Annotated in this window: 20 protein-coding genes; 10 read left to right on the forward strand and 10 right to left on the reverse strand. The window is 63.2% G+C overall.

Annotated features, from left to right (window positions below; translation table 11 throughout):
* The first annotated feature begins 153 nt into the window (after positions 1–153).
* Entirely contained in the window at positions 154–309 is a 156-nt protein-coding gene (locus AC1DZ8_RS31635) for a hypothetical protein (protein ID WP_477308588.1), read from the forward strand.
* A 131-nt stretch (positions 310–440) separates the two neighbouring features.
* Here the strand turns inward: AC1DZ8_RS31635 and AC1DZ8_RS31640 are convergent, their stop codons facing one another.
* The gene (locus AC1DZ8_RS31640) at positions 441–1205 is read right to left on the reverse strand and encodes an SOS response-associated peptidase (RefSeq protein ID WP_477308586.1); all 765 of its coding nucleotides are present in this window, start codon (positions 1203–1205) and stop codon (positions 441–443) included.
* A 126-nt stretch (positions 1206–1331) separates the two neighbouring features.
* Here AC1DZ8_RS31640 and AC1DZ8_RS31645 point away from each other — a divergent pair, with 126 nt between their 5' ends.
* The 4 genes from AC1DZ8_RS31645 (at position 1332) to AC1DZ8_RS31660 (ending at position 3755) form a co-directional block, all read left to right on the forward strand.
* The gene (locus tag AC1DZ8_RS31645; protein ID WP_477308584.1) at positions 1332–1757 is read left to right on the forward strand and encodes an NUDIX hydrolase; all 426 of its coding nucleotides are present in this window, start codon (positions 1332–1334) and stop codon (positions 1755–1757) included.
* Between the two features lie 49 nt (positions 1758–1806).
* A complete protein-coding gene (locus tag AC1DZ8_RS31650) occupies positions 1807–2178 on the forward strand; it encodes a TIGR02301 family protein (protein WP_477308582.1) in 372 nt (123 codons plus the stop codon).
* A gap of 332 nt (positions 2179–2510) precedes the next feature.
* Positions 2511–2768: a hypothetical protein gene (locus AC1DZ8_RS31655; RefSeq protein WP_023673564.1), complete on the forward strand. Its 258-nt coding sequence runs from the start codon at positions 2511–2513 to the stop codon at positions 2766–2768.
* A 183-nt stretch (positions 2769–2951) separates the two neighbouring features.
* Entirely contained in the window at positions 2952–3755 is an 804-nt protein-coding gene (locus AC1DZ8_RS31660) for a hypothetical protein (RefSeq protein ID WP_477308580.1), read from the forward strand.
* A gap of 10 nt (positions 3756–3765) precedes the next feature.
* Here AC1DZ8_RS31660 and AC1DZ8_RS31665 read toward each other — a convergent pair whose 3' ends face one another.
* Positions 3766–4362, reverse strand: a complete 597-nt coding sequence (locus AC1DZ8_RS31665) for a hypothetical protein (RefSeq protein ID WP_477308578.1) — start codon at positions 4360–4362, stop codon at positions 3766–3768.
* Between the two features lie 284 nt (positions 4363–4646).
* Positions 4647–5978, reverse strand: a complete 1332-nt coding sequence (locus AC1DZ8_RS31670) for a dihydroorotase (protein WP_477308576.1) — start codon at positions 5976–5978, stop codon at positions 4647–4649.
* An 82-nt stretch (positions 5979–6060) separates the two neighbouring features.
* Here AC1DZ8_RS31670 and ygfZ point away from each other — a divergent pair, with 82 nt between their 5' ends.
* The 3 genes from ygfZ to AC1DZ8_RS31685 all read left to right on the forward strand — a co-directional run bounded on the left by ygfZ (position 6061) and on the right by AC1DZ8_RS31685 (position 9758).
* Positions 6061–6915 (forward strand): CAF17-like 4Fe-4S cluster assembly/insertion protein YgfZ, encoded by an 855-nt coding sequence (gene ygfZ / locus AC1DZ8_RS31675; protein ID WP_477308574.1) that lies wholly within the window; start codon positions 6061–6063, stop codon positions 6913–6915.
* Positions 6915–7553: a YfbR-like 5'-deoxynucleotidase gene (locus AC1DZ8_RS31680; protein WP_477308572.1), complete on the forward strand. Its 639-nt coding sequence runs from the start codon at positions 6915–6917 to the stop codon at positions 7551–7553. Before ygfZ ends, AC1DZ8_RS31680 begins: the two co-directional genes overlap by 1 nt.
* 66 nt (positions 7554–7619) lie before the next feature.
* Entirely contained in the window at positions 7620–9758 is a 2139-nt protein-coding gene (locus AC1DZ8_RS31685) for a putative bifunctional diguanylate cyclase/phosphodiesterase (RefSeq protein ID WP_477402262.1), read from the forward strand.
* Here AC1DZ8_RS31685 and AC1DZ8_RS31690 read toward each other — a convergent pair.
* Positions 9727–10575: an AraC family transcriptional regulator gene (locus AC1DZ8_RS31690; protein WP_477308568.1), complete on the reverse strand. Its 849-nt coding sequence runs from the start codon at positions 10573–10575 to the stop codon at positions 9727–9729. The genes AC1DZ8_RS31685 and AC1DZ8_RS31690 overlap by 32 nt on opposite strands.
* 91 nt (positions 10576–10666) lie before the next feature.
* On the opposite strand from AC1DZ8_RS31690, the gene AC1DZ8_RS31695 reads away from it, so the two are divergent.
* Positions 10667–11842, forward strand: coding sequence for an amidohydrolase (locus AC1DZ8_RS31695; protein WP_477402264.1), 1176 nt, complete (start codon positions 10667–10669; stop codon positions 11840–11842).
* A 6-nt stretch (positions 11843–11848) separates the two neighbouring features.
* Here the strand turns inward: AC1DZ8_RS31695 and AC1DZ8_RS31700 are convergent, their stop codons facing one another.
* Positions 11849–12766 (reverse strand): fatty acid desaturase family protein, encoded by a 918-nt coding sequence (locus AC1DZ8_RS31700; RefSeq protein WP_477308564.1) that lies wholly within the window; start codon positions 12764–12766, stop codon positions 11849–11851.
* A gap of 85 nt (positions 12767–12851) precedes the next feature.
* On the opposite strand from AC1DZ8_RS31700, the gene AC1DZ8_RS31705 reads away from it, so the two are divergent.
* Entirely contained in the window at positions 12852–13751 is a 900-nt protein-coding gene (locus tag AC1DZ8_RS31705) for a LysR substrate-binding domain-containing protein (protein WP_477308562.1), read from the forward strand.
* 42 nt (positions 13752–13793) lie between these two features.
* Here the strand turns inward: AC1DZ8_RS31705 and AC1DZ8_RS31710 are convergent, their stop codons facing one another.
* The 5 genes from AC1DZ8_RS31710 to AC1DZ8_RS31730 form a co-directional block, all read right to left on the reverse strand.
* Positions 13794–14066, reverse strand: coding sequence for a DUF3303 domain-containing protein (locus AC1DZ8_RS31710; RefSeq protein ID WP_477308560.1), 273 nt, complete (start codon positions 14064–14066; stop codon positions 13794–13796).
* Between the two features lie 19 nt (positions 14067–14085).
* The gene (locus tag AC1DZ8_RS31715; RefSeq protein ID WP_477285849.1) at positions 14086–15549 is read right to left on the reverse strand and encodes a RimK family protein; all 1464 of its coding nucleotides are present in this window, start codon (positions 15547–15549) and stop codon (positions 14086–14088) included.
* A 5-nt stretch (positions 15550–15554) separates the two neighbouring features.
* Positions 15555–16652: a peptidase C39 family protein gene (locus AC1DZ8_RS31720; protein ID WP_477308558.1), complete on the reverse strand. Its 1098-nt coding sequence runs from the start codon at positions 16650–16652 to the stop codon at positions 15555–15557.
* 207 nt (positions 16653–16859) lie between these two features.
* Positions 16860–17651, reverse strand: a complete 792-nt coding sequence (locus tag AC1DZ8_RS31725) for an anti-sigma factor family protein (protein ID WP_477308556.1) — start codon at positions 17649–17651, stop codon at positions 16860–16862.
* Entirely contained in the window at positions 17648–18166 is a 519-nt protein-coding gene (locus AC1DZ8_RS31730; RefSeq protein ID WP_112560736.1) for an RNA polymerase sigma factor, read from the reverse strand. The genes AC1DZ8_RS31725 and AC1DZ8_RS31730 overlap by 4 nt, the downstream gene beginning before the upstream one ends.
* Between the last annotated feature and the right edge of the window lie 26 nt (positions 18167–18192).

Genomic DNA, 18192 nt, shown 5'->3' on the forward strand with positions numbered 1-18192 from the left:
GTCGCTGGATCACAGGTCATCGGCCAGTGAAACATTTTATTAAACATGTCGGCACAGTCATGAAACATTCGCCGGCTAGTCCACCACAGGTCACGATTCGGTCAGATTCGGCCGGCAAACGCAGACACGGAAATGTTACCAGGGAAGAGATCGATGTCACGAACCAAGCAGGAATCGAGCCGCGCCAAGCAACCGGCGCTCGCCAACCACTACCGCGCGATCGGCCCGGCCGCCATCGTCGCAGCCCTTCTGCATACCGCCAAGAAGAAGAAGCCGGCGCAGAAAATCACTTCGCCCCGCGCTGCCTGATTGGGCTGCCGGCCGCCGACAAGGCGCGTGCCGGCATGGAAGGCTGAGGCGCCCAAGCGCGCCTGAAAAAACAACAGCCCTTCCTAATTTGAGCAGGTTCTTCCCGAAGACTGGCTGCTCGGGATCGTGCTCTAGAACAACGTCATCTGACTGTCGTCCGCGCCGGGCTTCTGGCGCCTGACCTTCTCGGGCTCAGGCCCGACGACGCCCCTGTCCTGTATCTCTGGCCCGGTGTTGGCGACCTTGTTGACGAGGTCGGAGACCGGAATTGCCTCGAAGAAATCGGGCTGTGCGGGCCTGAGCAGATCGGCCACGTCGCGCGGCTCGAGCGTGCGGCAGTCCAGCCAGCGAGCGAAATCCTCCGGCGCGATCACCACCGGCATGCGGTCATGGATATGGGCGATGCCGGCATTGGCGTTGACGGTAAGGATAGCGCCAGTATCCATCTCCGAACCACCTGGCTCGGCATAGGTCTCGATCAGCCCGGCAAAGGCGACAAGCCCGCCATGCCTCGGCCTTATCCAGTAGGGCTGGCCCTTCTTGCCGCTGCCGGATTGCTGCCACTCATAGAAGCCGGAGGCCGGAACCAGCGCACGACGATGGCGCATGGCGGCTTTGAACGAGGCCTTTTCAGCAGCACCTTCCGAACGCGCATTGATGAGCAGCGGAAATTCCCTGGTGTCCTTGACCCAGGTGGGGATCAGACCCCAGCGCACCAGCATCGCCTGCCGATCCGGAAAATTCGAGCCCGGCATGCGCGGCGGTCCGGACAGCGCCATCAGCACCGGCTGCGTCGGCGCGATGTTGTAGCGAGCCGGAAAACCCTCCAACTCCGCCAGGCCGAGCAAGGCAGCGGTCTCGTCCGGCGTAGCCGTCAGGGCAAAGCGTCCGCACATAAAGCAAGCTCGATGAAATGATCCGATCGCGAAAGTGGCGATGGAACCGGTCTTGCGCAACCGCTAAAGCTCAATACCGTCAGGTGGTCCACAAGGGTCTGGCCTCGCACGGGCGAATCGAGATCGATGAACGAGCAGCGCAAGACACTTCCCGCAGTCTCCGTTGCCGTCGTGCGCGGCAGGACGGTGTTGTTGGTCAAGAGGGCGCGGCCGCCGTCGCAAGGGGTCTATGCCTTTCCCGGTGGCAAGGTCGAGCCCGGCGAAACGCTTGTGCAAGCAGCGGTGCGCGAATTGCTGGAGGAGACCGGGTTGCGGGCGATAGACTATCGTCCGCTTCGGGACATCCACATCGACGGCAGCGGCGAGAATCACCCGGTCGACTATCTCCTCACGGTGTTTGGCGCTGTCTATGCCGGCGGCGAGGCGACAGCCAGCGACGACGCCGAGACCGCCGCCTTCTATACGCTGGACGAAATGACCGACATGCCGCTCGCGGGCGACGTGTTTGAGGTCGCTGAGGAGCTTCTGGGCTCAAGCGGTCCCGGCATCTGAACCCAGAGAATCGCCTTGCAGGCGACAAATTGTTTCGCCAGATAGACTTATGAACCGCGCCGCGCTCTTCCTCGCCGCATGCCTCGCCGCCAGCACCGCCGTGCAGCCGGCGCTGGCCGCCGAGTCGCCGTTCGAACCCGGGCTGATGCGCCTGGCCGAAGTGCTGGGATCGCTGCATTTCCTGCGCAATCTGTGCGGCGAAAAGGGCGACCAGTGGCGCACCGAGATGGAAAAGCTGATCGATTCGGAAAATCCCGATCCCGAGCGGCGCGCCCGCTTCATCGCCAGCTTCAATCGCGGCTACCGTTCCTTCGGCGGCACCTACACGCAGTGCACGCCGTCGGCGACCGAAGCCATCAGCCGCTACATGAAGGAAGGCGAGACGCTGACGCGCGATATCGCCTCGCGCTACGGCAACTGACCGACGCCAGACCGCGTTATAGCCAACACCTTTTCGGGCACTCCGCCTTGTATCCACGGCACGTTGGTGCAATCTTGGTGTTGCACTTTCGCAACAGTGTTAACGAAACGTTAGCGCGCGGATGTGGAATTAACTCAAACTGAAGGTTTTCATCCCGCTCACCGGTCTAATCGGCTAAGTTTGAACCGGACCGAACGCAGGCGATGAAGTTTGTCAAAGACGATCAACAAAATGTCGTATTTACAAATACTTACTTAGCCTGCGTGGAGATAGGGACAGCCCAAGCCGGATTCGACCTGTCGGACCGCCGCTTGAAAAGGGTGGACATCGCAATGGAACATGGCGTCAACGACATCGACGCGCTGGTCAGGGAAGAAAAGCGCCTGACCGCGGTGGAAAGCCATAGCGAGGCCTGGGCGGAAGGTCTGTCGGCCGGCATCGAGCCGGAAATCATCGCCGAGGCAGCACTTGAAACGGCGTTCGGCGAGATGCTGCGCGCCAATGGCGAGACCTCGGCCCTTGCCCTGCTCGATCGCATGCGTGAGAAGGTGATCGCCGGCGCTTTCGAGCCGGAGCGGTTCCGGCACTAGAGCAATTCCAGGAAAAGTGCGAAACGGTTTTCCGTCCGGAATTGCGTCGACGCAACGAGTTGGAGCGGCGCGCGTCCCTTGGACGCATAGCAGAGCCAGGCGCCATTGTTCTTTGACGAGGACGCGCCGTTTGGGCATCATGCCAGCAACCTGAAGGGGTGCAGGCGCAAGGAGAGGCAAGCGGTGAATTTTTCGATGTCAGGCCAGCCTCGCGGACTGGTCCTCAGCATCTGGCTTGCCGCTTCCTGCGCCGCGGTTCCGCTGGTACTTGTCCTGACAAGCAGCCCTGCCTACGCGCTGAGCGAGATCAAGCGCGAGGAGCTTCCGGCCCCTGCTGCGCCGCCAGCCAATGGTGAGACGACGCCATCCGAAAATTCCGTGCCGATGCCCGATCTGCCCGGCACGACGCCGCCGGCGGCCAGCCAGCCGGAATCGCCCACAGAGCCTGAACAGAGCGAACCGGAAGGGCCAACCGACGATGGCGGCGTGGCCAACCCGCGCGCCGATCCCGAAGCGCCGATACCCGAAGTCGTCTACGACCTCGCCAAATTGCCCGAGCCGGTCAGGCGCATGCACGCCCTGATGGTCGAAGCCTGCGTCAGCGGCGACATCGAGAAGCTGCGGCCACTGATCGGCACGGGCGACACCATGACCCAATTGTCGCTGGGCGAGATCGAGGGCGACCCGATCGCCTTCCTCAAGGGGCTTTCAGGCGACAAGGAAGGCCAGGAAATCCTCGCCATCATGGAAGAGGTGCTCAATGCCGGCTATGTCCATGTCGACGTCGGCACGCCGCAGGAGCTCTATGTCTGGCCGTATTTCTTCGCTTTGCCGCTGGATAAGCTCGACGCCAAACAGCGGGTCGAGCTGTTCAAGATCGTCACTGCCGGCGACTATGACGACATGAAGCAGTTCGGCGCCTACATCTTCTACCGTGTCGGCATCACGCCCGCCGGGCAATGGACGTTTTTCGTCGCCGGGGATTGAACCGGGGCCTCTACTGCCGCGTCCCATTGCTTCCGCACTGCACCGTGGCAGCATTGTCCATTGCCTTGTCGGCATAGAAGTAGAAATTCATGAAATCGTCGGTTATGCCCATGGCTTCTGCGCTCTCAATGCATTCCTGCACGGCTTCTCCAGAGCCTTTAGAGGCGACCAGGCACGCTCCTACTTTCTTTCCCCCAGGCTGCCCAACCTCTGGTGACGACAAGCGATGCATCAAACGATCATCGCTTCCACGACTGCTGCGGCCAAAAATCTTCATTTGAAGCATCAAAGTTATTTTTGCTCGATCCATATCGTACTTATTCAAATTTGCTAGGACGATTGTCTCGTTCTCTATATACTCTTCAAGTATTTCTGTCGGATTTACCTCGCCGGTCGCCACTCTATGCCAAATTAAACGAAACGCTTCATCGCACTTACCTGTCGCCACCATGTTTTTGAACGCCATTTCGTCGAAATCCGAATAGTTCGCTTCGAGATTTCGTGCCAGACTTTGCGCTCCGAGACCACCACAGCCGAGCACTAGGGCCAATGTGGAGACATGCAAGACTTTCAAAAACGCATTTTTGTCGCTCATCGAACGCATCATCCGTCATCTCCATCTCCGGATCGAGCAGGAACTCCAGTACCCAACCGGTCGCCGTGGAAAGAGGAGGCCGGCAGTCAAAAGAATGCTATGATCGAGTTTCTTGGCCAGATTTTGAGTAAGCAATTTTTCGCGCGCCATAAGGCGCTTTTGATCGACGAAACGTCAATTGCGCCCACATAGCGCGAACGCCTCTTCAGCCGGAATTGGGCGCGCCGCGTCACGGTTCCACGCAGCACCCGGAGTTGCGGCATCCGGAGTTCCGGAAATTCGGCAGGCGGAAATAGCTACCTCGCCAGCGCCTCTGAGAACTCCACCGCTTTGCCCTGTCCCAGTGTGACGATCTCGCCCTCCCACATGATGCGGCTGCCGCGTACGACGGTGCCGACCGGCCAGCCGGTCACTTGCTTGCCGTCATAAGGTGTCCAGCCGGCCTTGGAGCCGGCCTGCGCGTTGGTGATGGTCTCGCGGCGCTTCATGTCGACAATGGTTAAATCGGCGTCATAGCCTGCGGCGATGCGACCTTTTCTCGCCATGCCGAAAATGCGCTGCGGGCCGTGGCTGGAGAGGTCGACAAAACGCTGCAGGGTCAGCCGGCCTGAATTGACGTGGTCGAGCATGATCGGCACCAGCGTCTGCACCCCGGTCATCCCCGACGGCGAGGCCGGATAGGGTTTCGCCTTCTCGGCCAGCGTGTGCGGGGCGTGGTCGGAGCCGAGCACGTCGACGATGCCTTGCGCAATGCCGTGCCAGACGCCGTCGCGATGGCGCGCGGCCCGCACCGGCGGGTTCATCTGGATCAGCGTGCCGAGCCGGGCATAGTCGTCGGCTGCGAGCGTCAGATGGTGCGGTGTCGCCTCGCAGGTGGCGACATCCTTGTGCTGTTCGAGGAATACGATCTCTTCCGCGGTGGAGATGTGCAGGACATGGATGCGGGCGCGGGTGTTTCGCGCGATGCGCACCAGCCGCTCGGTACAGCGCAAGGCAGCGATCTCGTCGCGCCAGACCGGGTGCGATGACGGATCGCCCTCGACACGCAGACCGAGGCGCTCACGCAGCCGGAACTCGTCCTCGGAGTGAAAGGCGGCGCGGCGGCGGGTGTTTCTCAGGATCGAAGCGACGCCCTCGTCGTCCTCGACCAGCAGGTCGCCGGTGGACGAGCCCATGAACACTTTTATGCCGGCCGCACCGGGGAGCCGCTCAAGTTCGCCGACATCTCCGGCGTTCTCGCGGGTGCCGCCAACCCAGAAGGCGAAGTCGCAGTGCATGCGGCCGGTGGCGCGCCGTACCTTGTCGGCAAGGGCCGCCTCGCTGGTGGTCAGCGGGTTGGTGTTGGGCATTTCGAAGACGGCGGTGACGCCACCCAGAACGGCGGCACGTGACCCTGTCTCCAGATCTTCCTTGTGCTCCAGCCCCGGCTCGCGGAAATGCACCTGGCTGTCGACAACGCCTGGCAGGATGTGAAGGCCGCGACAGTCGATCGTTTCGCCGGCCGAAGCCTGGCGGAGATCGCCTATCGCGGCGATGCGACCGTCCTTGACGCCGACATCGCGTGCGCCCTCGCCGTCATGGTTGACCACCGTGCCGCTTGTCAGGATGAGATCGTAGGTGGTTGCCATGGGCGTTCGGTCTCTTGCGGGGGGAGTGTCGTCGGCTTACGTAATGACCGTCTGTTTTGCAAGATCAGGTTCTTTGCCGCCCATGCCCTTTGCCCTTCTCGACAACCGCGCCCTCATTTCCGTGTCAGGCCCGGATGCCGAGCATTTTTTGCAGAATATCCTTACCACCGACCTCGACACGCTGGCCGCCGGCGAGGCAAAGCCCGGCGCACTGCTTTCGCCGCAGGGCAAGATCCTGTTCGATTTTCTGATCTCGCGCAACGGCGAAAGCCGCTTCCAGCTGGAATGCCGGGCCGACGTCGCAGACGATTTCCTGCGCCGGCTGATGCTTTACAAGCTGCGCGCCAAGGCCGAGATTGCCAAGCAGGATCAATCGCTTGTGACGGTTGCATGGGGACCTGATTCAACCGCCTCACAAACTGATTCAACTTTGGATACACGCTTCGGCCAGGTGAGTGTCAACCGCAGCTATGGCATTGCGCCCGAAGGCGGCGATCCGGCTGCGTGGCACACCCTGCGCATCGCCAACGGCATTGCCGAAAGCGGTTCCGATTATCAGCTCGGCGACGCTTTCCCACATGACGTGCTGCTCGACGAGACCGGCGGCGTCGGCTTCAAGAAGGGCTGCTATGTCGGCCAGGAGGTGGTCTCGCGCATGCAACATCGCGGCACGGCCAGGCGGCGCGTGCTGATCGTCTCGGCCGACCATGCCTTGCCCGCGCCGGGCACGGAGCTGACAGTTGCGGGGCGGCCGGTCGGCACGCTCGGCTCCAGCGAAGGCACGAGCGGTCTCGCCATTGCCCGCATCGACCGGGTCAAGGCGGCGCTCGATGCCGGGCAGCCGATCCTGGCGGGTGACGTCGCTGTTTCGCTCGCTATTCCCTCCTGGGCAAAGTTCAGCTTTCCCAGGGAAGCCGTCGGCGCGGAGGACGCCTGATGGCTGCCGACCGGGTCGGGGCGCCGCCGCGCGCCTGGCAGCGCATGCTGTCGGGCCGCCGGCTCGATCTGCTCGACCCCTCGCCGCTCGATATCGAGATTTCCGACATCGCCCACGGGCTTGCCCGCGTCGCCCGCTGGAACGGCCAGACGCGCGGCGATCACGCCTTTTCGGTTGCCCAGCATTCGCTGCTGGTCGAGGCGCTTTTTGGCGAATTGCAGCCGGACGCGTCTGCCAATGCGCGGCTGGCGGCGCTGCTGCACGACGCGCCGGAATATGTCATCGGCGACATGATCTCGCCGTTCAAATCGGTGATGGGCGGCTCCTACAAGGACTGCGAAACGCGCCTGCAGCGCGCCATCCACCAGCGCTTTTCGCTGCCGCCGGAGCTCGGCGCCGGTTTGCGCAAGGAGATCAAGCGCGCCGACCAGATCGCTGCCTACTATGAGGCGACGCTGCTTGCCGGCTTTTCGACCGCGGAGGCAACCGAGTTCTTCGGCCGGCCGCGCGGCTTCAATGCGGACCGTTTCGATTTCACGCCGCGCTCGGTGACCTCGGCGCAGGCTGCCTTCCTCAAGCGTTATGCGACGCTCGAAAAGCAGCGCCAGGCAACGGTTGCTGTGCATTCGGCGCAGTGAACATACGCTAAATTAACCAGCGGTAACCACAGTACCGGGTTCGATCACGGCCAGCAGGTACGCCTCATGTCCGTTGCGCACGTCAAGGGTGGTTCGCCCGTCCGCAGACGGGGAGCCGGAGGCGTCGCCGCGCCACGGCAGATCGCGGACGAATTGCGCCACCAGAATGAGCGCTTTTCGGCGGCCGTCGAGAACATGTCGCATGGGCTGTGCATGTTCGATGCCGACGAGCGGATGATCATCTGCAACGGCAACTATCTCAGCATCTTCTCCCTCGATGCGAAGATCGTGCGGCCCGGCATCCCGTTCCTGGACATTCTCCAACACAGCGTCGACATCGGCGTCGCCTCGCAGAGCGCCGCAGACCTCTATGCCATCCGCAAGCCCTATATCGAGCGCGCGCAAGCCTCGACCTATGAGGAAGTCCTGTCGGACGGCCGTATCATCTCCATCACGCACCGGCCGCTGGCCTTGGGCGGCTGGGTGTCGATCTATGAGGACATCACCGAGCAAAGACGGGCCGAGCAGGAACTTAAGGAGCAGCACCGTCGCTTCGATGCGGCCTTGGCCAACATGTCGCAAGGCCTGCTGATGTATGACGCCGACGGCACGCTGATCGTGCGCAACCAGCGCTTCTTCGACCTCTACAACGTCACGCCCAGCGACTTCCCGCTCGGCATGAGCCATCGCGCCCTGCTCGAACAGATGGTGCGCCTGCGCATCTATCCGTCGATCGACATAGACGGCGAGATCTCCAAGACCAGGGCCAGCCTGCAGGCCGGCGAAACGCGTTCGACAAACCGTAGCCTTGCCGACGGCCGGACGCTGCTGATTGCGCGCCGGCCGCTTGCCGGCGGCGGTTGGGTGGCGACCTTCGAAGACATCACCGAGCGCCGGCGCGCCGAAGAGCGCATGAGCCACCTTGCCCACTACGACACGTTGACCGACCTGCCCAACCGGTCGATGTTCCGCGAACGGCTCGACCAGGCGCTTGGCGAAATCCCTGCTACTCCGCTGGCGATCTTCTCGCTCGACCTCGATCGCTTCAAGGCCGTCAACGACACCTGGGGACACCCGGCCGGCGACTGGCTGCTGAAATGCGTGGCCGAACGGCTGCGGCACAGCCTGCGCAGCGACACCGATGTGGTTGCCCGCCTCGGCGGCGACGAGTTCGCCATCCTGCAATTCAATCCCAAAGGTGCCACCGATGCGGAACAACTGGCAAAGCGTATCGTCGCTGTCGTCAGCCAGCCGTTTCGCGACAAGGGCCGCGACATGCATGTCGGCATCAGCCTTGGCATCGCGCTGTATCCCGGTGACGGCAAGGACGCCGACACGCTGTTGAAGAATGCCGACATGGCGCTCTACAGGGGCAAGAGCGAGGGCCGCAACGTCTACCGCTTTTTCGAACCCGGCATGGATGCCCTGGTGCGGGAGCGCCGGGCGCTCGAAACCGATCTCGAGACGGCGCTGAAGCGGCAGGAATTCGTCCTGGACTTCCAGCCGATCACCAACATCGCGTCGGGCGAAATCGTCGGCGCCGAAGCATTGATGCGGTGGAATTCGCCGACACGCGGCCTGGTGGCGCCCGACGATTTCATCGCCGCCGCCGAAGACAGCGGACTGATCGTTCCGCTGGGCGAATGGGCGCTGAAACAAGCCTGCAGCGTGGCCGCCGGCTGGCCGCCCGAAATGCGCATCGCCGTCAACGTCTCGGCCGTGCAGATCAGAAGCGCCGACTTTGCCCGCAGCGTGATTTCGGCGCTGGCCGTTTCCGGCGTGCCGGCCAGGCGGCTTGAGCTGGAGATCACCGAAACCGTGCTGATGGATGAGAGCAAGACGGTGCTGAAGACGCTGAGGCAGCTGCGCGAACTTGGCGTCCGCATTGCCCTCGACGATTTCGGCACCGGCTATTCGTCGCTTGGCTATCTCAGGCGGTTCCCCGTCGACAAGATCAAGATCGACCGCTCCTTCATCCATGACATCGACAACCGGGATACGGCGGCGATCGTGCGCACGATCATMGGGCTTGGCGCCGAACTTGGCATCACCGTCACCGCCGAAGGCGTCGAGACCGAAGCGCAGCTCGAAATATTKCGCAAGGCTGGCTGCGTCGAGGCGCAGGGCTTTCTGATCGGAGTGCCGTCAAAGGCGGCCGACATGGCTCGGCTGCTCAAGTCGAGGGCAGCGTCCCGGCCCGCCTGAACATCCCCGGCGACATCCCATGCGCCGCGCGGAAGGTGCGTGACAGATGGCTCTGGTCTGAGAAGCCGGCCGCAAAAGCTGCATCGGCGAGATCCGAACCGCTCTGGATCAAGACATTGGCGCGGCGCAGCCGGCGGTCGCGGATGAAGGCGGCGGGGGTAAGACCCAGCACCTTCCTGAAATCCCGGATAACCTGAAAGCGTGTCACGCCTGCGGCTTCGGCCAGCCGCCGCAAATCGAGGTCCGAACTCAGATGGTCTTCGATGACCTGTTCATAGACCCGGAGCCGGCTTTTCGATCCGAAGCTTTCGACCGCCTCGCGCCGCCGGCCGCCCCAATCGCCATGGCGCAGGATGAGCTTGCGCAAGGCGATCAGCATGGATGTCTCGGCACTCGTCGCATCGCCTGATGTCGAGGCCTTGTGTGCGGCGGCCACCGCCTGGACGAGATCGGCATCATCGACGATCGATTGCGAAAACAGTGGCGCGCGATCCTGCCCGAGTTCTCCCGCGATCGCGCCCATGAGTGTGGTCGAGGGATAGAAGGTGCGATAGGCCCAGCCCTGCTCGGCACCAGCTTCGCCGTCGTGCCACACCTCGGGATTGACGAGGAGGACCGTGCCCGCCGGCGCGACAACGGTCTCGTTGCCGATGCGGACACGCTCGCAGCCTTGCGTGATCAGGGCGACGACATAGGTCGGGTGCGTGTGCAACTGGTAGCGATGCCGCGTGAAACGCGCCTTCAGCATGCCAAGATCGCGAAAGCGCGGATGACGCCAGAACTGCGTTGTCTCCTGCGGCTCTTGAATTCCCGACACGGTCAATCCTGTTCAAGACGCTGCCGGCGCAAACCCTTTAGGTGCTGGCATCGACAAGGCCGAATTTACGACGGCCGGCAAGGAGAGCGCAATGCTGCACAACGACCCCGTCGCCGCCCTCACCCCGCAGGTGGTGGAATGGCGGCACCACATCCATGCCAATCCCGAGCTCGGCTTCGGCGAGTACGAGACCGCGCGCTTTGTTGCCGACAGACTGCGCGCCTTCGGGCTGGACGAAATCCATGAAGGCATAGGCGGCACCGGCGTTGTCGGCGTCCTCAGGGGACGGCCGGGGACACGCGCCATCGGGCTCAGGGCCGAACTCGATGCCTTGCCTGTGCTGGAGAAGGCCGGACTGCCCTACGCCTCGAAAAGGGACGGTGTGATGCATGCCTGCGGCCATGACGGCCACACTACCATGCTGCTCGGGGCCGCCAGCCTGCTCGCCGACAGCAGAGCCTTCGACGGCACCGTCTATTTCATCTTCCAGCCGGCGGAGGAGAATGAAGGCGGCAGCATGCGGATGATCGAGGACGGGCTTTTCGAGCGCTTCCCGGTGGAAGCCGTCTACGCCGTCCACAACTGGCCAGGGCTGCCGCTTGGAATGATCGCGGCCCGCGCCGGTGCGATGATGGCGGCCGTCGACACTTTCGAACTGAGTTTCGAGGGAACCGGCGCGCATGCCGCCATGCCGCAGCTTGGCGACGACCCCATCCTTGCAGCCGGCGCCTTCGTTCAGGCCGTGCAGCGCATCGTCAGCCGCTCGGTCGACCCGCAGACGGCGCTGGTCGTCTCGATCACGCAGATCCATGGCGGCAATGTCGGCAACATCGTGCCGGGCAAGGTTTGGCTGCAAGGCACCTGCCGCTTCTTCGAGTCCGCTTTGTCGGATCATTGCGAAAGACTGATCGGCGACATAGCGCAAGGGGTTGCGTCGGCGCATGCCCTGACCGCCAAGCTCGTCTACAAGAAGGGTTACCCACCGCTGGTGAATACACCAGCCGCGACAGCCCAAGCCGTCCAGGCGGCCACCGCTGTCGTCGGGAGCGAGCAGGTCGAGACCGCATTCAACCCGAGCCTCGGCTGCGAGGATTTCGCCTACATGGTCCGCGAGGCCGGCGGCTGCTATGCGTGGATCGGCACCGGCGCGGTCGGACCGGGCGAAGGGCTGCATGGCGATCGCTATGTCTTCAACGACGCCATCGTTCCCACCGTGCTTCGCTATTTCGTCACCCTCGTCGAGCAGACGCTGGCGAATAAAGGCTGAACGCCCTCAGCGCAGGGTCTCGATGTATTTTTCGTGAAAGCTGACATAGCCGGGCTCGACCACTTTGAGATGCCGCTCGATCAGTTGGTGGAATGCCGGCAACTGATGGAACGGCACGCCGGGATAGGCGTGGTGCTCGGCGTGGTAAGGCATGTTCCAGGCCACCTTGCGCACCAGCCAGTTGGTCAGCGTGGTGCGGGTGTTTTCCAGCATGTTGGCGACGAGCGGGCAGCGGCCATGTTCGGCCAGCAGATAGAGCCTGAGGAATGGTTGGCCGAGCAGTGCCGGCACGATCCAGACATAGAGCAGCACACTTGCCTTGAACCAGAGGGCGAGCGCCGCCACCACGACATAGAAGGCGATCATGGCGCGGGCCTCGGCCTTCACCTTGGGTAGGCCCTTTGGCGGCACGTAGGTGTCTCGGCAGCCGCCCGTCGCATTGGTGTAGAGCGTCTGCAAATGCCCCCGCCACACCGGCAGGCCGGAGACGTGGACGATGTATTGCCGCATCGTCTCCGGTTTCGGAAAGGCGAGTTCGGGATCGTTCTCAGGATCCTGGGTGAAGCGATGATGGGCGAAATGGAAATAGCGGAACCAGTCGGCCGGCAGCGCGATCGCCAGGCTGCAGAAGCGGGCGACAGCATCGTTGAGCCACTGCGTCTCGAAGGCCGTCCTGTGCACCGTCTCATGCAGCAGCGTGAACAGGAAGACGATGAGGATGCCTTGCGGCAGCATCAGCGCCGGCCAGTACGGCACTTTGGCCGCGATCAGCGCGCCGAGAAGGAAGATCCCGCCAAGATGGACGGTGAGCTGGGCCAGTCCCGGCCCGTCCGATTTGCCGGTCAGCCGGCTGCGCTCTTCATTGGTCAGCGAGGCGATGACGTCGCGATGGTCTCTGGGTTCGGTCTGGGCGGATATGTTCATGGCCCCACGCTACTCCAACAAGAAACCTTTCTAAAAACGAGGATTTCTGCAAAATAGATAAGCTCAACTTATCCATTGGATTATCATGGCATCGCTTCCGTCCCTGAGAGGACTTCAGGCATTCGAGGCGGCGGCGCGCTCGGGCAGCTTTGCCGCGGCGGCGGAAGAACTGTCGATCTCGGCGGCAGCCGTCAGCCAGCTCATCCGCACAGTCGAGGAGCAGATGGGCCGCAAGCTGTTCCATCGCGTCAACCGCCGCGTGGTGCTGACCGAAGCCGGCGTCGAGATGCTGCCGAGGCTGACCTTGGCCTTCCAGGAGATCGGGAGCATCGCGCGCGGCAGCGATGCCTTTCGCCCCCGCCTTGTCATATCGGTGCCGCCGTCGATGGCGATGGGCTGGCTTTCGGAGCGGCTCGCCGGCTTTGTCGCCAGCCACGGCGCCGTCGACATCTCACTGCGCGGCGATGACGACCCGGTGCCGTTCGACCGTGAACTGATCGACATCAGGCTGTCCTTCGGTCCGCACTATCGCGAGCACCCGACCGAGGACATCGTCAGGGACGCCGTCTACCCCGTCTGCGCACCTGGACTTGCCGCCGGATCGGAAAACCTCGCCGGCCTGCCGCTGATCCACACCGACTGGGGACCGACCGGCGCGTCGTTTCCATCGTGGCGCAACTGGTTCGAGGCGGCCGGCATCGAGCCCGGCAGGGCCGTCCAGCGCGGCCTGTCGGCGAACTCGTCGCGGGCAGCGCTCGACCTTGCCATTTCAGGGTTGGGCGTGACGCTTGCACAAGGCATCTATTGCGCCAAGGCGCTGGAAGACGGCCGGCTGGTCCGGCCGAACGCTTTATCGATCGGGCTGCGCCAGCCCTATTGCCTGACGGTGCCGGAGCGCAGCGCAAGGCGCGACGTGGTGGCGGCGTTTCGCGCCTGGCTGATCGAGGAGTGCGTGCGCACGGTCAAATCGCCGGCGCTTCAATGATGGTTTGCCCTCGCTCAGAAATCGGCGGCGAATGCTCCGCGCTCAGAGATGGCTGGCCAATGCGGCGACCATGTCCTTGTTCGTCGCCACGGGGATGATCTCGAACTCCACCAGGTCAGCCCATTCGATGACCCAGCGCTGCAGCAGCGTGACGTCGTCGGCCTCGACCAGAAGGAAGCAGCGGCTCATATCCGCGGCGATCCAGGAGTGGTGCACGATAAGCTCGTCCGGCTTCAGGCGGCCGCGCTCGCCGAAGCGGCGATAGATTTCCTTGCGGTCGCAGCCGGTGAAATCCTCGATGACGATGAACTGCATACGTCCCCCTCGCCTTGAACTACCGCCCGGGGCGGTCGAGCCGCTCCAGGAACCATTGCGTCAGCCGCACCCAGACCTCGTCCTTTTCGCCGGAATCCTCCCAGCCATGGTCGAGATTGGGGTTGTCGTTGACCTCGATGACGAAGACGCCATCCTTGGTTTCCTTGAGGTCGACGCCATAAAGCCCGTCGCCGATGCAGCGAGCCGCCTTCACCGCCGTCTCGACGACATGCGGCGGCGTCTCTTTCAGCGTGAAGGTCTTGATGCCGCCCTGGTCGGGCTTGCCGCTGGCCTTGTGGTTGACGATCTGCCAGTGCTTCTTGGCCATCAGATAGTGCACGGCAAACAGCGGCTGGCCGCCGAGCACACCGACGCGCCAGTCATATTCGGTCGGGATGAATTTCTGCGCGATCAGAAGATCGGAATCCTCCAGCCACTCGGTGGCGAGTGTCTTCAGCTCCTCGAAGTTGCCGCATTTCTTGACGCCGCGCGAAAACGATGAATCCGGGATCTTCAGCACCAACGGGAAGCCCAGCGTCTGCGCCGCCAGTTCAAGGTCCGAGGTGCCGGCAATCATCACTGTCGGCGGCACCGGCACCTTGTTGTAGGCCATCAGCTCGTTGAGATAGACCTTGTTGGTGCAGCGGATCATCGACAGCGGGTCGTCGATGACAGGCATGCCTTCCTGCTGGGCACGGCGGGCGAAGCGGTAGGTATGGTTGGAGATCGAAGTGGTCTCGCGAATGAACAGCGCGTCGTAGTTGGCGAGCTTGGCCAAGTCCTTCCTGGTGATCGGCTCGATTTCGACGCCCATCTTTTCGGCGATCTTGGCCCAGTAGCGCAGCGAGGAAATCTCCGACGGCGGCAGTTCCTCATGCGGATCGACCAGCGTGGCGAAGGTGTAGCGCGCCGGCGTGCGGCCCTTGGTGTCACGCCATTCGCGGTTGGTGTAGGTCTCCAGCGCCTGCACGAAGAAGGCTTCTTCCTCCTCGGTCATCCTGGCCAGCGGCAGGAAACCGATCTTGCGGATCGAGGCCCATTCGGCACTGTCCTTGATGTGGACCTCAAGCGCCGGGGCGCGGAACCAGTCGAACAACAGCTTGGCGAAACGGTCCCATATCTTCGACGGGCCGATGCCGAAGAAGATGCAGACTTTTTGCGGAAAGACGCCGCCGAGATCCTTGCGGCATTTGTTGAGCGCCAGTTCCAGTTCCGGCAGCGCGTGCTCGTAGAGCTTGCGCTCCGACAGGTCGATCATCGTCTCGACCGTCGGGATGACCTTGTGGCCGCGCGACCCGGCGAGCAGGGAGGCATAGTAGCCGCGGCTCTGGTAGGCGTAATTGTTCGACAGGTTGATGACCTTCGGCTGCTGGCCGCGAAACAGCGCCGGATGCGCAAGATAATCACGGTTGGTGATGATCTTGTGCGGCGTCGCGGCCTGGTCGAGATCGTTTTGCCGGCCGGTGAGGATGACCCAGGTCATTGTTATCAGCGTTTCCCAAGAGTGATGGCAGCACGCAGTCCGTCGCGGCCGAATTGCGCCATGTTCATGAAGATGCCGTGGGGGACGGGAATGTTGGCGGCATCGAGGATGGTCTCCTGTCTTTCGTCCTCGACCCAGGGATCGTGGATGAGGATATGATCGCCGTCATCGCCGATGGCCAGCACCCAATGCGGCACCTTCTTGCCGAACATCAGGAAGCCGCTGATCAGCACCAGCACCAGTTTTCCCTGAGCCAGGGCGCCACGGATGTCGTCGATGGCGAATGGACGGTAATTCACCGGGATGCCGTATTGTTCCGCGCGGCGGCGAAAGTCGACCTGGGCGAGTTCCATCACCCGGCGCTTGTCCTCGCTGCGCACCGACTGCAGGAACAGCGCGCCATAGAAGGACACGAAGATTTCCGCGGCCAGCCCGTTTTCGTGGCCGGCCACCGCAAGGCCGAACGGCTCGCAGCCGCCCGGGCCGGACATCATGAAAACCGTCGTCGCCTCGCGCCAGAGGCGGATTTCCATGACCGGATCGGGCACGAAGGCGGAATCGTAATTGGCCATCGCCATCATCAGGCAGCACGGGCCGCAGGTGAATTCGCAGGTCTGCTGATAGAACGGCACTTTGGTGGCGACCGGAATGTCGCCGCGCAAGGTCTTTTCGTAGCGCAGCGCGGTTGCGCCATCCTCGTAATAGCCGGGTTCGCGGCCGATCTTGCGGTAGCCGCTCTGCTCATAGATGCCGATGGCGCGAAGGTTGTCCTCGCGCACTTCGAGGCGCAGCATCATGCGGTCGTGCTCGAAGGCGGCCTCTTCAGCCGCTGCAAGCAGCATGCGACCAACGCCGCGGCCGCCGAAAAATGGGCCGGTGGCAAGCGAATAGAGCCGGGCGACGCCGCTGCCCTTGCGAAACAGCACCACGGCGTAGCCGGCGACACGGCCGTCGCTTTCGGCGACCAGCATCTCGGCGGTCTCGCGTTCGATCAACAGGCGGAAGGAGCGCCGGGAAATGCGGTCACTGGAAAAAACCGCCTTCTCGATGGCGGCGAGGTCATCGACGTCGGACGCGCGGGCCTTGCGAATCTCGGCAGGCATGCGGGTTCAGAAAACCTCGATTGGGTGGAGGAAAAGGCCCCGGTCAAAAACGTCGCAAACATCAGCCGAAACGCCGATATCAGCCAAGCGCTATCGCACCTTGAATAGGGCCGAATTGTGACAGGTTGCGCCGCGGGCGGCGGGCGGTGGCGGCGGCACAGCGAAGTGTGGCGCCACCCCGGTGCATGACCCGAAAACGGAATGCGCTCAACTGGCGAGACCCGCCAGAAGCTGACCGTAGGCGCGTTTCGCGACCGCAGCCAGCTGCTCACGCGGCAGCGAGCCGACGACGGCGCAGGCATAGCCCTTGTCCAGCCAGTAGACCGCCTCGGGGCCGTCGGCGTCGGCCATGTAGGTGCCCTTGGACTTGGCTGCCGAATCGGCGGTCACGAACAGGGAGATGCGCTGGCCCTTGGCGTCCTCGTAAAGTAGCATGGCGGCCTTGCCCTGGCCGGCGGGCAGCAACCGGCCGCCAACCAGCTGGAAGCCCTCCGCCATCAGGTCCGGCGCCACGAGTTTCAGGCCGACGCGGTTGGACAGCCAGGTCTGCAAATGATCCTTGTCGCTGGCCGGCACTTCCACCGCATGGCGTTGTTCGGCGGCATAGATGACATGGGCGGCGATCGCCTCTTCGGCCAGTTGGTCTTCGGCGCCGTCTTGCCTGCCAAGACCGTCGATGCCGGCAAAATAGCCGCCAAGACCGCCAACGACGAGCACTGCGGCGGCCGCGGCTGCAAGCCACCAGCGCGAGTGCCGCGCCGCCACTTTGGTCGCGCCTTCGCCGAGTACGATCTGCTTGAACAGCGCCGGCACCGGCTCGTCAAGCACGCTAGCAAAGGCGGCGCGCAGTGCGGCGCGGTCGGCGGTGTAGCGCGCGCTTTTCGCCTTCATTTCGGGATTGGCGTCGATCCAGGCCTCATAGGCGGCGCGCTCGTCGCCCGGCAGCTCGCCGTCGAGCGCCATGTGGATATCGCGTTCGGAAAAATCGCGGCGGGTCATTTCTCGACGATCCTTATCGAGCGGCGGCGCGCCGTGTCGTCGAGCAGGCTGCGCAGCTCCTCTCGCCCGCGCGCTATGCGCGACATCAGCGTGCCGGCGGGCACGCCGAGAATGTTGGCGGCCTCGGCATAGGAAAATCCTTCGATGGCGACCATGACGAGAGCGGCGCGGCGGTCGGGGCTGATCGCCTGCAAAGCGTCGATGATCTCGCGTGAGGCGGCATTCTCCGCCTGCTCGGCGGGCACTGCCTGCGCCTCGTTTGCGTCGAGCGGCAGGATCGCCGCCTCACCGCGCCGGTTCACCTTGCGCATCTGATCGATGAACAAATGATGCATGATCGTAAACAGCCACCTCCGGGGGCTTTCTCCTGTCTGCCAGCTCTCGAGCCGCAAGAGCGCCCGTTCGAGGCAATCCTGGACGAGATCGTCGGCGGAATCGCGGTCGCGCAGAAGCGAGCGTGCGTAGCGGCGCAGGCGCGGTATTTCACCAAGGATTGCTGCCTTCTTTTCGTCCATGACCGCTGGTTCTGAGGTCGCCCTTG

Source organism: Mesorhizobium sp. P2_F7, assembly GCF_056403695.1.

Coding starts and splice junctions, on each gene's coding strand:
- AC1DZ8_RS31725 (WP_477308556.1), bottom strand. CDS start 17,651: ATGACCCGCCGCGATTTTTCCGAACGCGATATCCACATGGCGCTCGAC.
- AC1DZ8_RS31665 (WP_477308578.1), bottom strand. CDS start 4,362: ATGATGCGTTCGATGAGCGACAAAAATGCGTTTTTGAAAGTCTTGCAT.
- AC1DZ8_RS31670 (WP_477308576.1), bottom strand. CDS start 5,978: ATGGCAACCACCTACGATCTCATCCTGACAAGCGGCACGGTGGTCAAC.
- AC1DZ8_RS31645 (WP_477308584.1), top strand. CDS start 1,332: ATGAACGAGCAGCGCAAGACACTTCCCGCAGTCTCCGTTGCCGTCGTG.
- AC1DZ8_RS31650 (WP_477308582.1), top strand. CDS start 1,807: ATGAACCGCGCCGCGCTCTTCCTCGCCGCATGCCTCGCCGCCAGCACC.
- AC1DZ8_RS31640 (WP_477308586.1), bottom strand. CDS start 1,205: ATGTGCGGACGCTTTGCCCTGACGGCTACGCCGGACGAGACCGCTGCC.
- AC1DZ8_RS31655 (WP_023673564.1), top strand. CDS start 2,511: ATGGAACATGGCGTCAACGACATCGACGCGCTGGTCAGGGAAGAAAAG.
- AC1DZ8_RS31635 (WP_477308588.1), top strand. CDS start 154: ATGTCACGAACCAAGCAGGAATCGAGCCGCGCCAAGCAACCGGCGCTC.
- AC1DZ8_RS31715 (WP_477285849.1), bottom strand. CDS start 15,549: ATGACCTGGGTCATCCTCACCGGCCGGCAAAACGATCTCGACCAGGCC.
- AC1DZ8_RS31680 (WP_477308572.1), top strand. CDS start 6,915: ATGGCTGCCGACCGGGTCGGGGCGCCGCCGCGCGCCTGGCAGCGCATG.
- AC1DZ8_RS31705 (WP_477308562.1), top strand. CDS start 12,852: ATGGCATCGCTTCCGTCCCTGAGAGGACTTCAGGCATTCGAGGCGGCG.
- AC1DZ8_RS31730 (WP_112560736.1), bottom strand. CDS start 18,166: ATGGACGAAAAGAAGGCAGCAATCCTTGGTGAAATACCGCGCCTGCGC.
- AC1DZ8_RS31700 (WP_477308564.1), bottom strand. CDS start 12,766: ATGAACATATCCGCCCAGACCGAACCCAGAGACCATCGCGACGTCATC.
- AC1DZ8_RS31720 (WP_477308558.1), bottom strand. CDS start 16,652: ATGCCTGCCGAGATTCGCAAGGCCCGCGCGTCCGACGTCGATGACCTC.
- ygfZ (WP_477308574.1), top strand. CDS start 6,061: ATGCCCTTTGCCCTTCTCGACAACCGCGCCCTCATTTCCGTGTCAGGC.
- AC1DZ8_RS31695 (WP_477402264.1), top strand. CDS start 10,667: ATGCTGCACAACGACCCCGTCGCCGCCCTCACCCCGCAGGTGGTGGAA.
- AC1DZ8_RS31710 (WP_477308560.1), bottom strand. CDS start 14,066: ATGCAGTTCATCGTCATCGAGGATTTCACCGGCTGCGACCGCAAGGAA.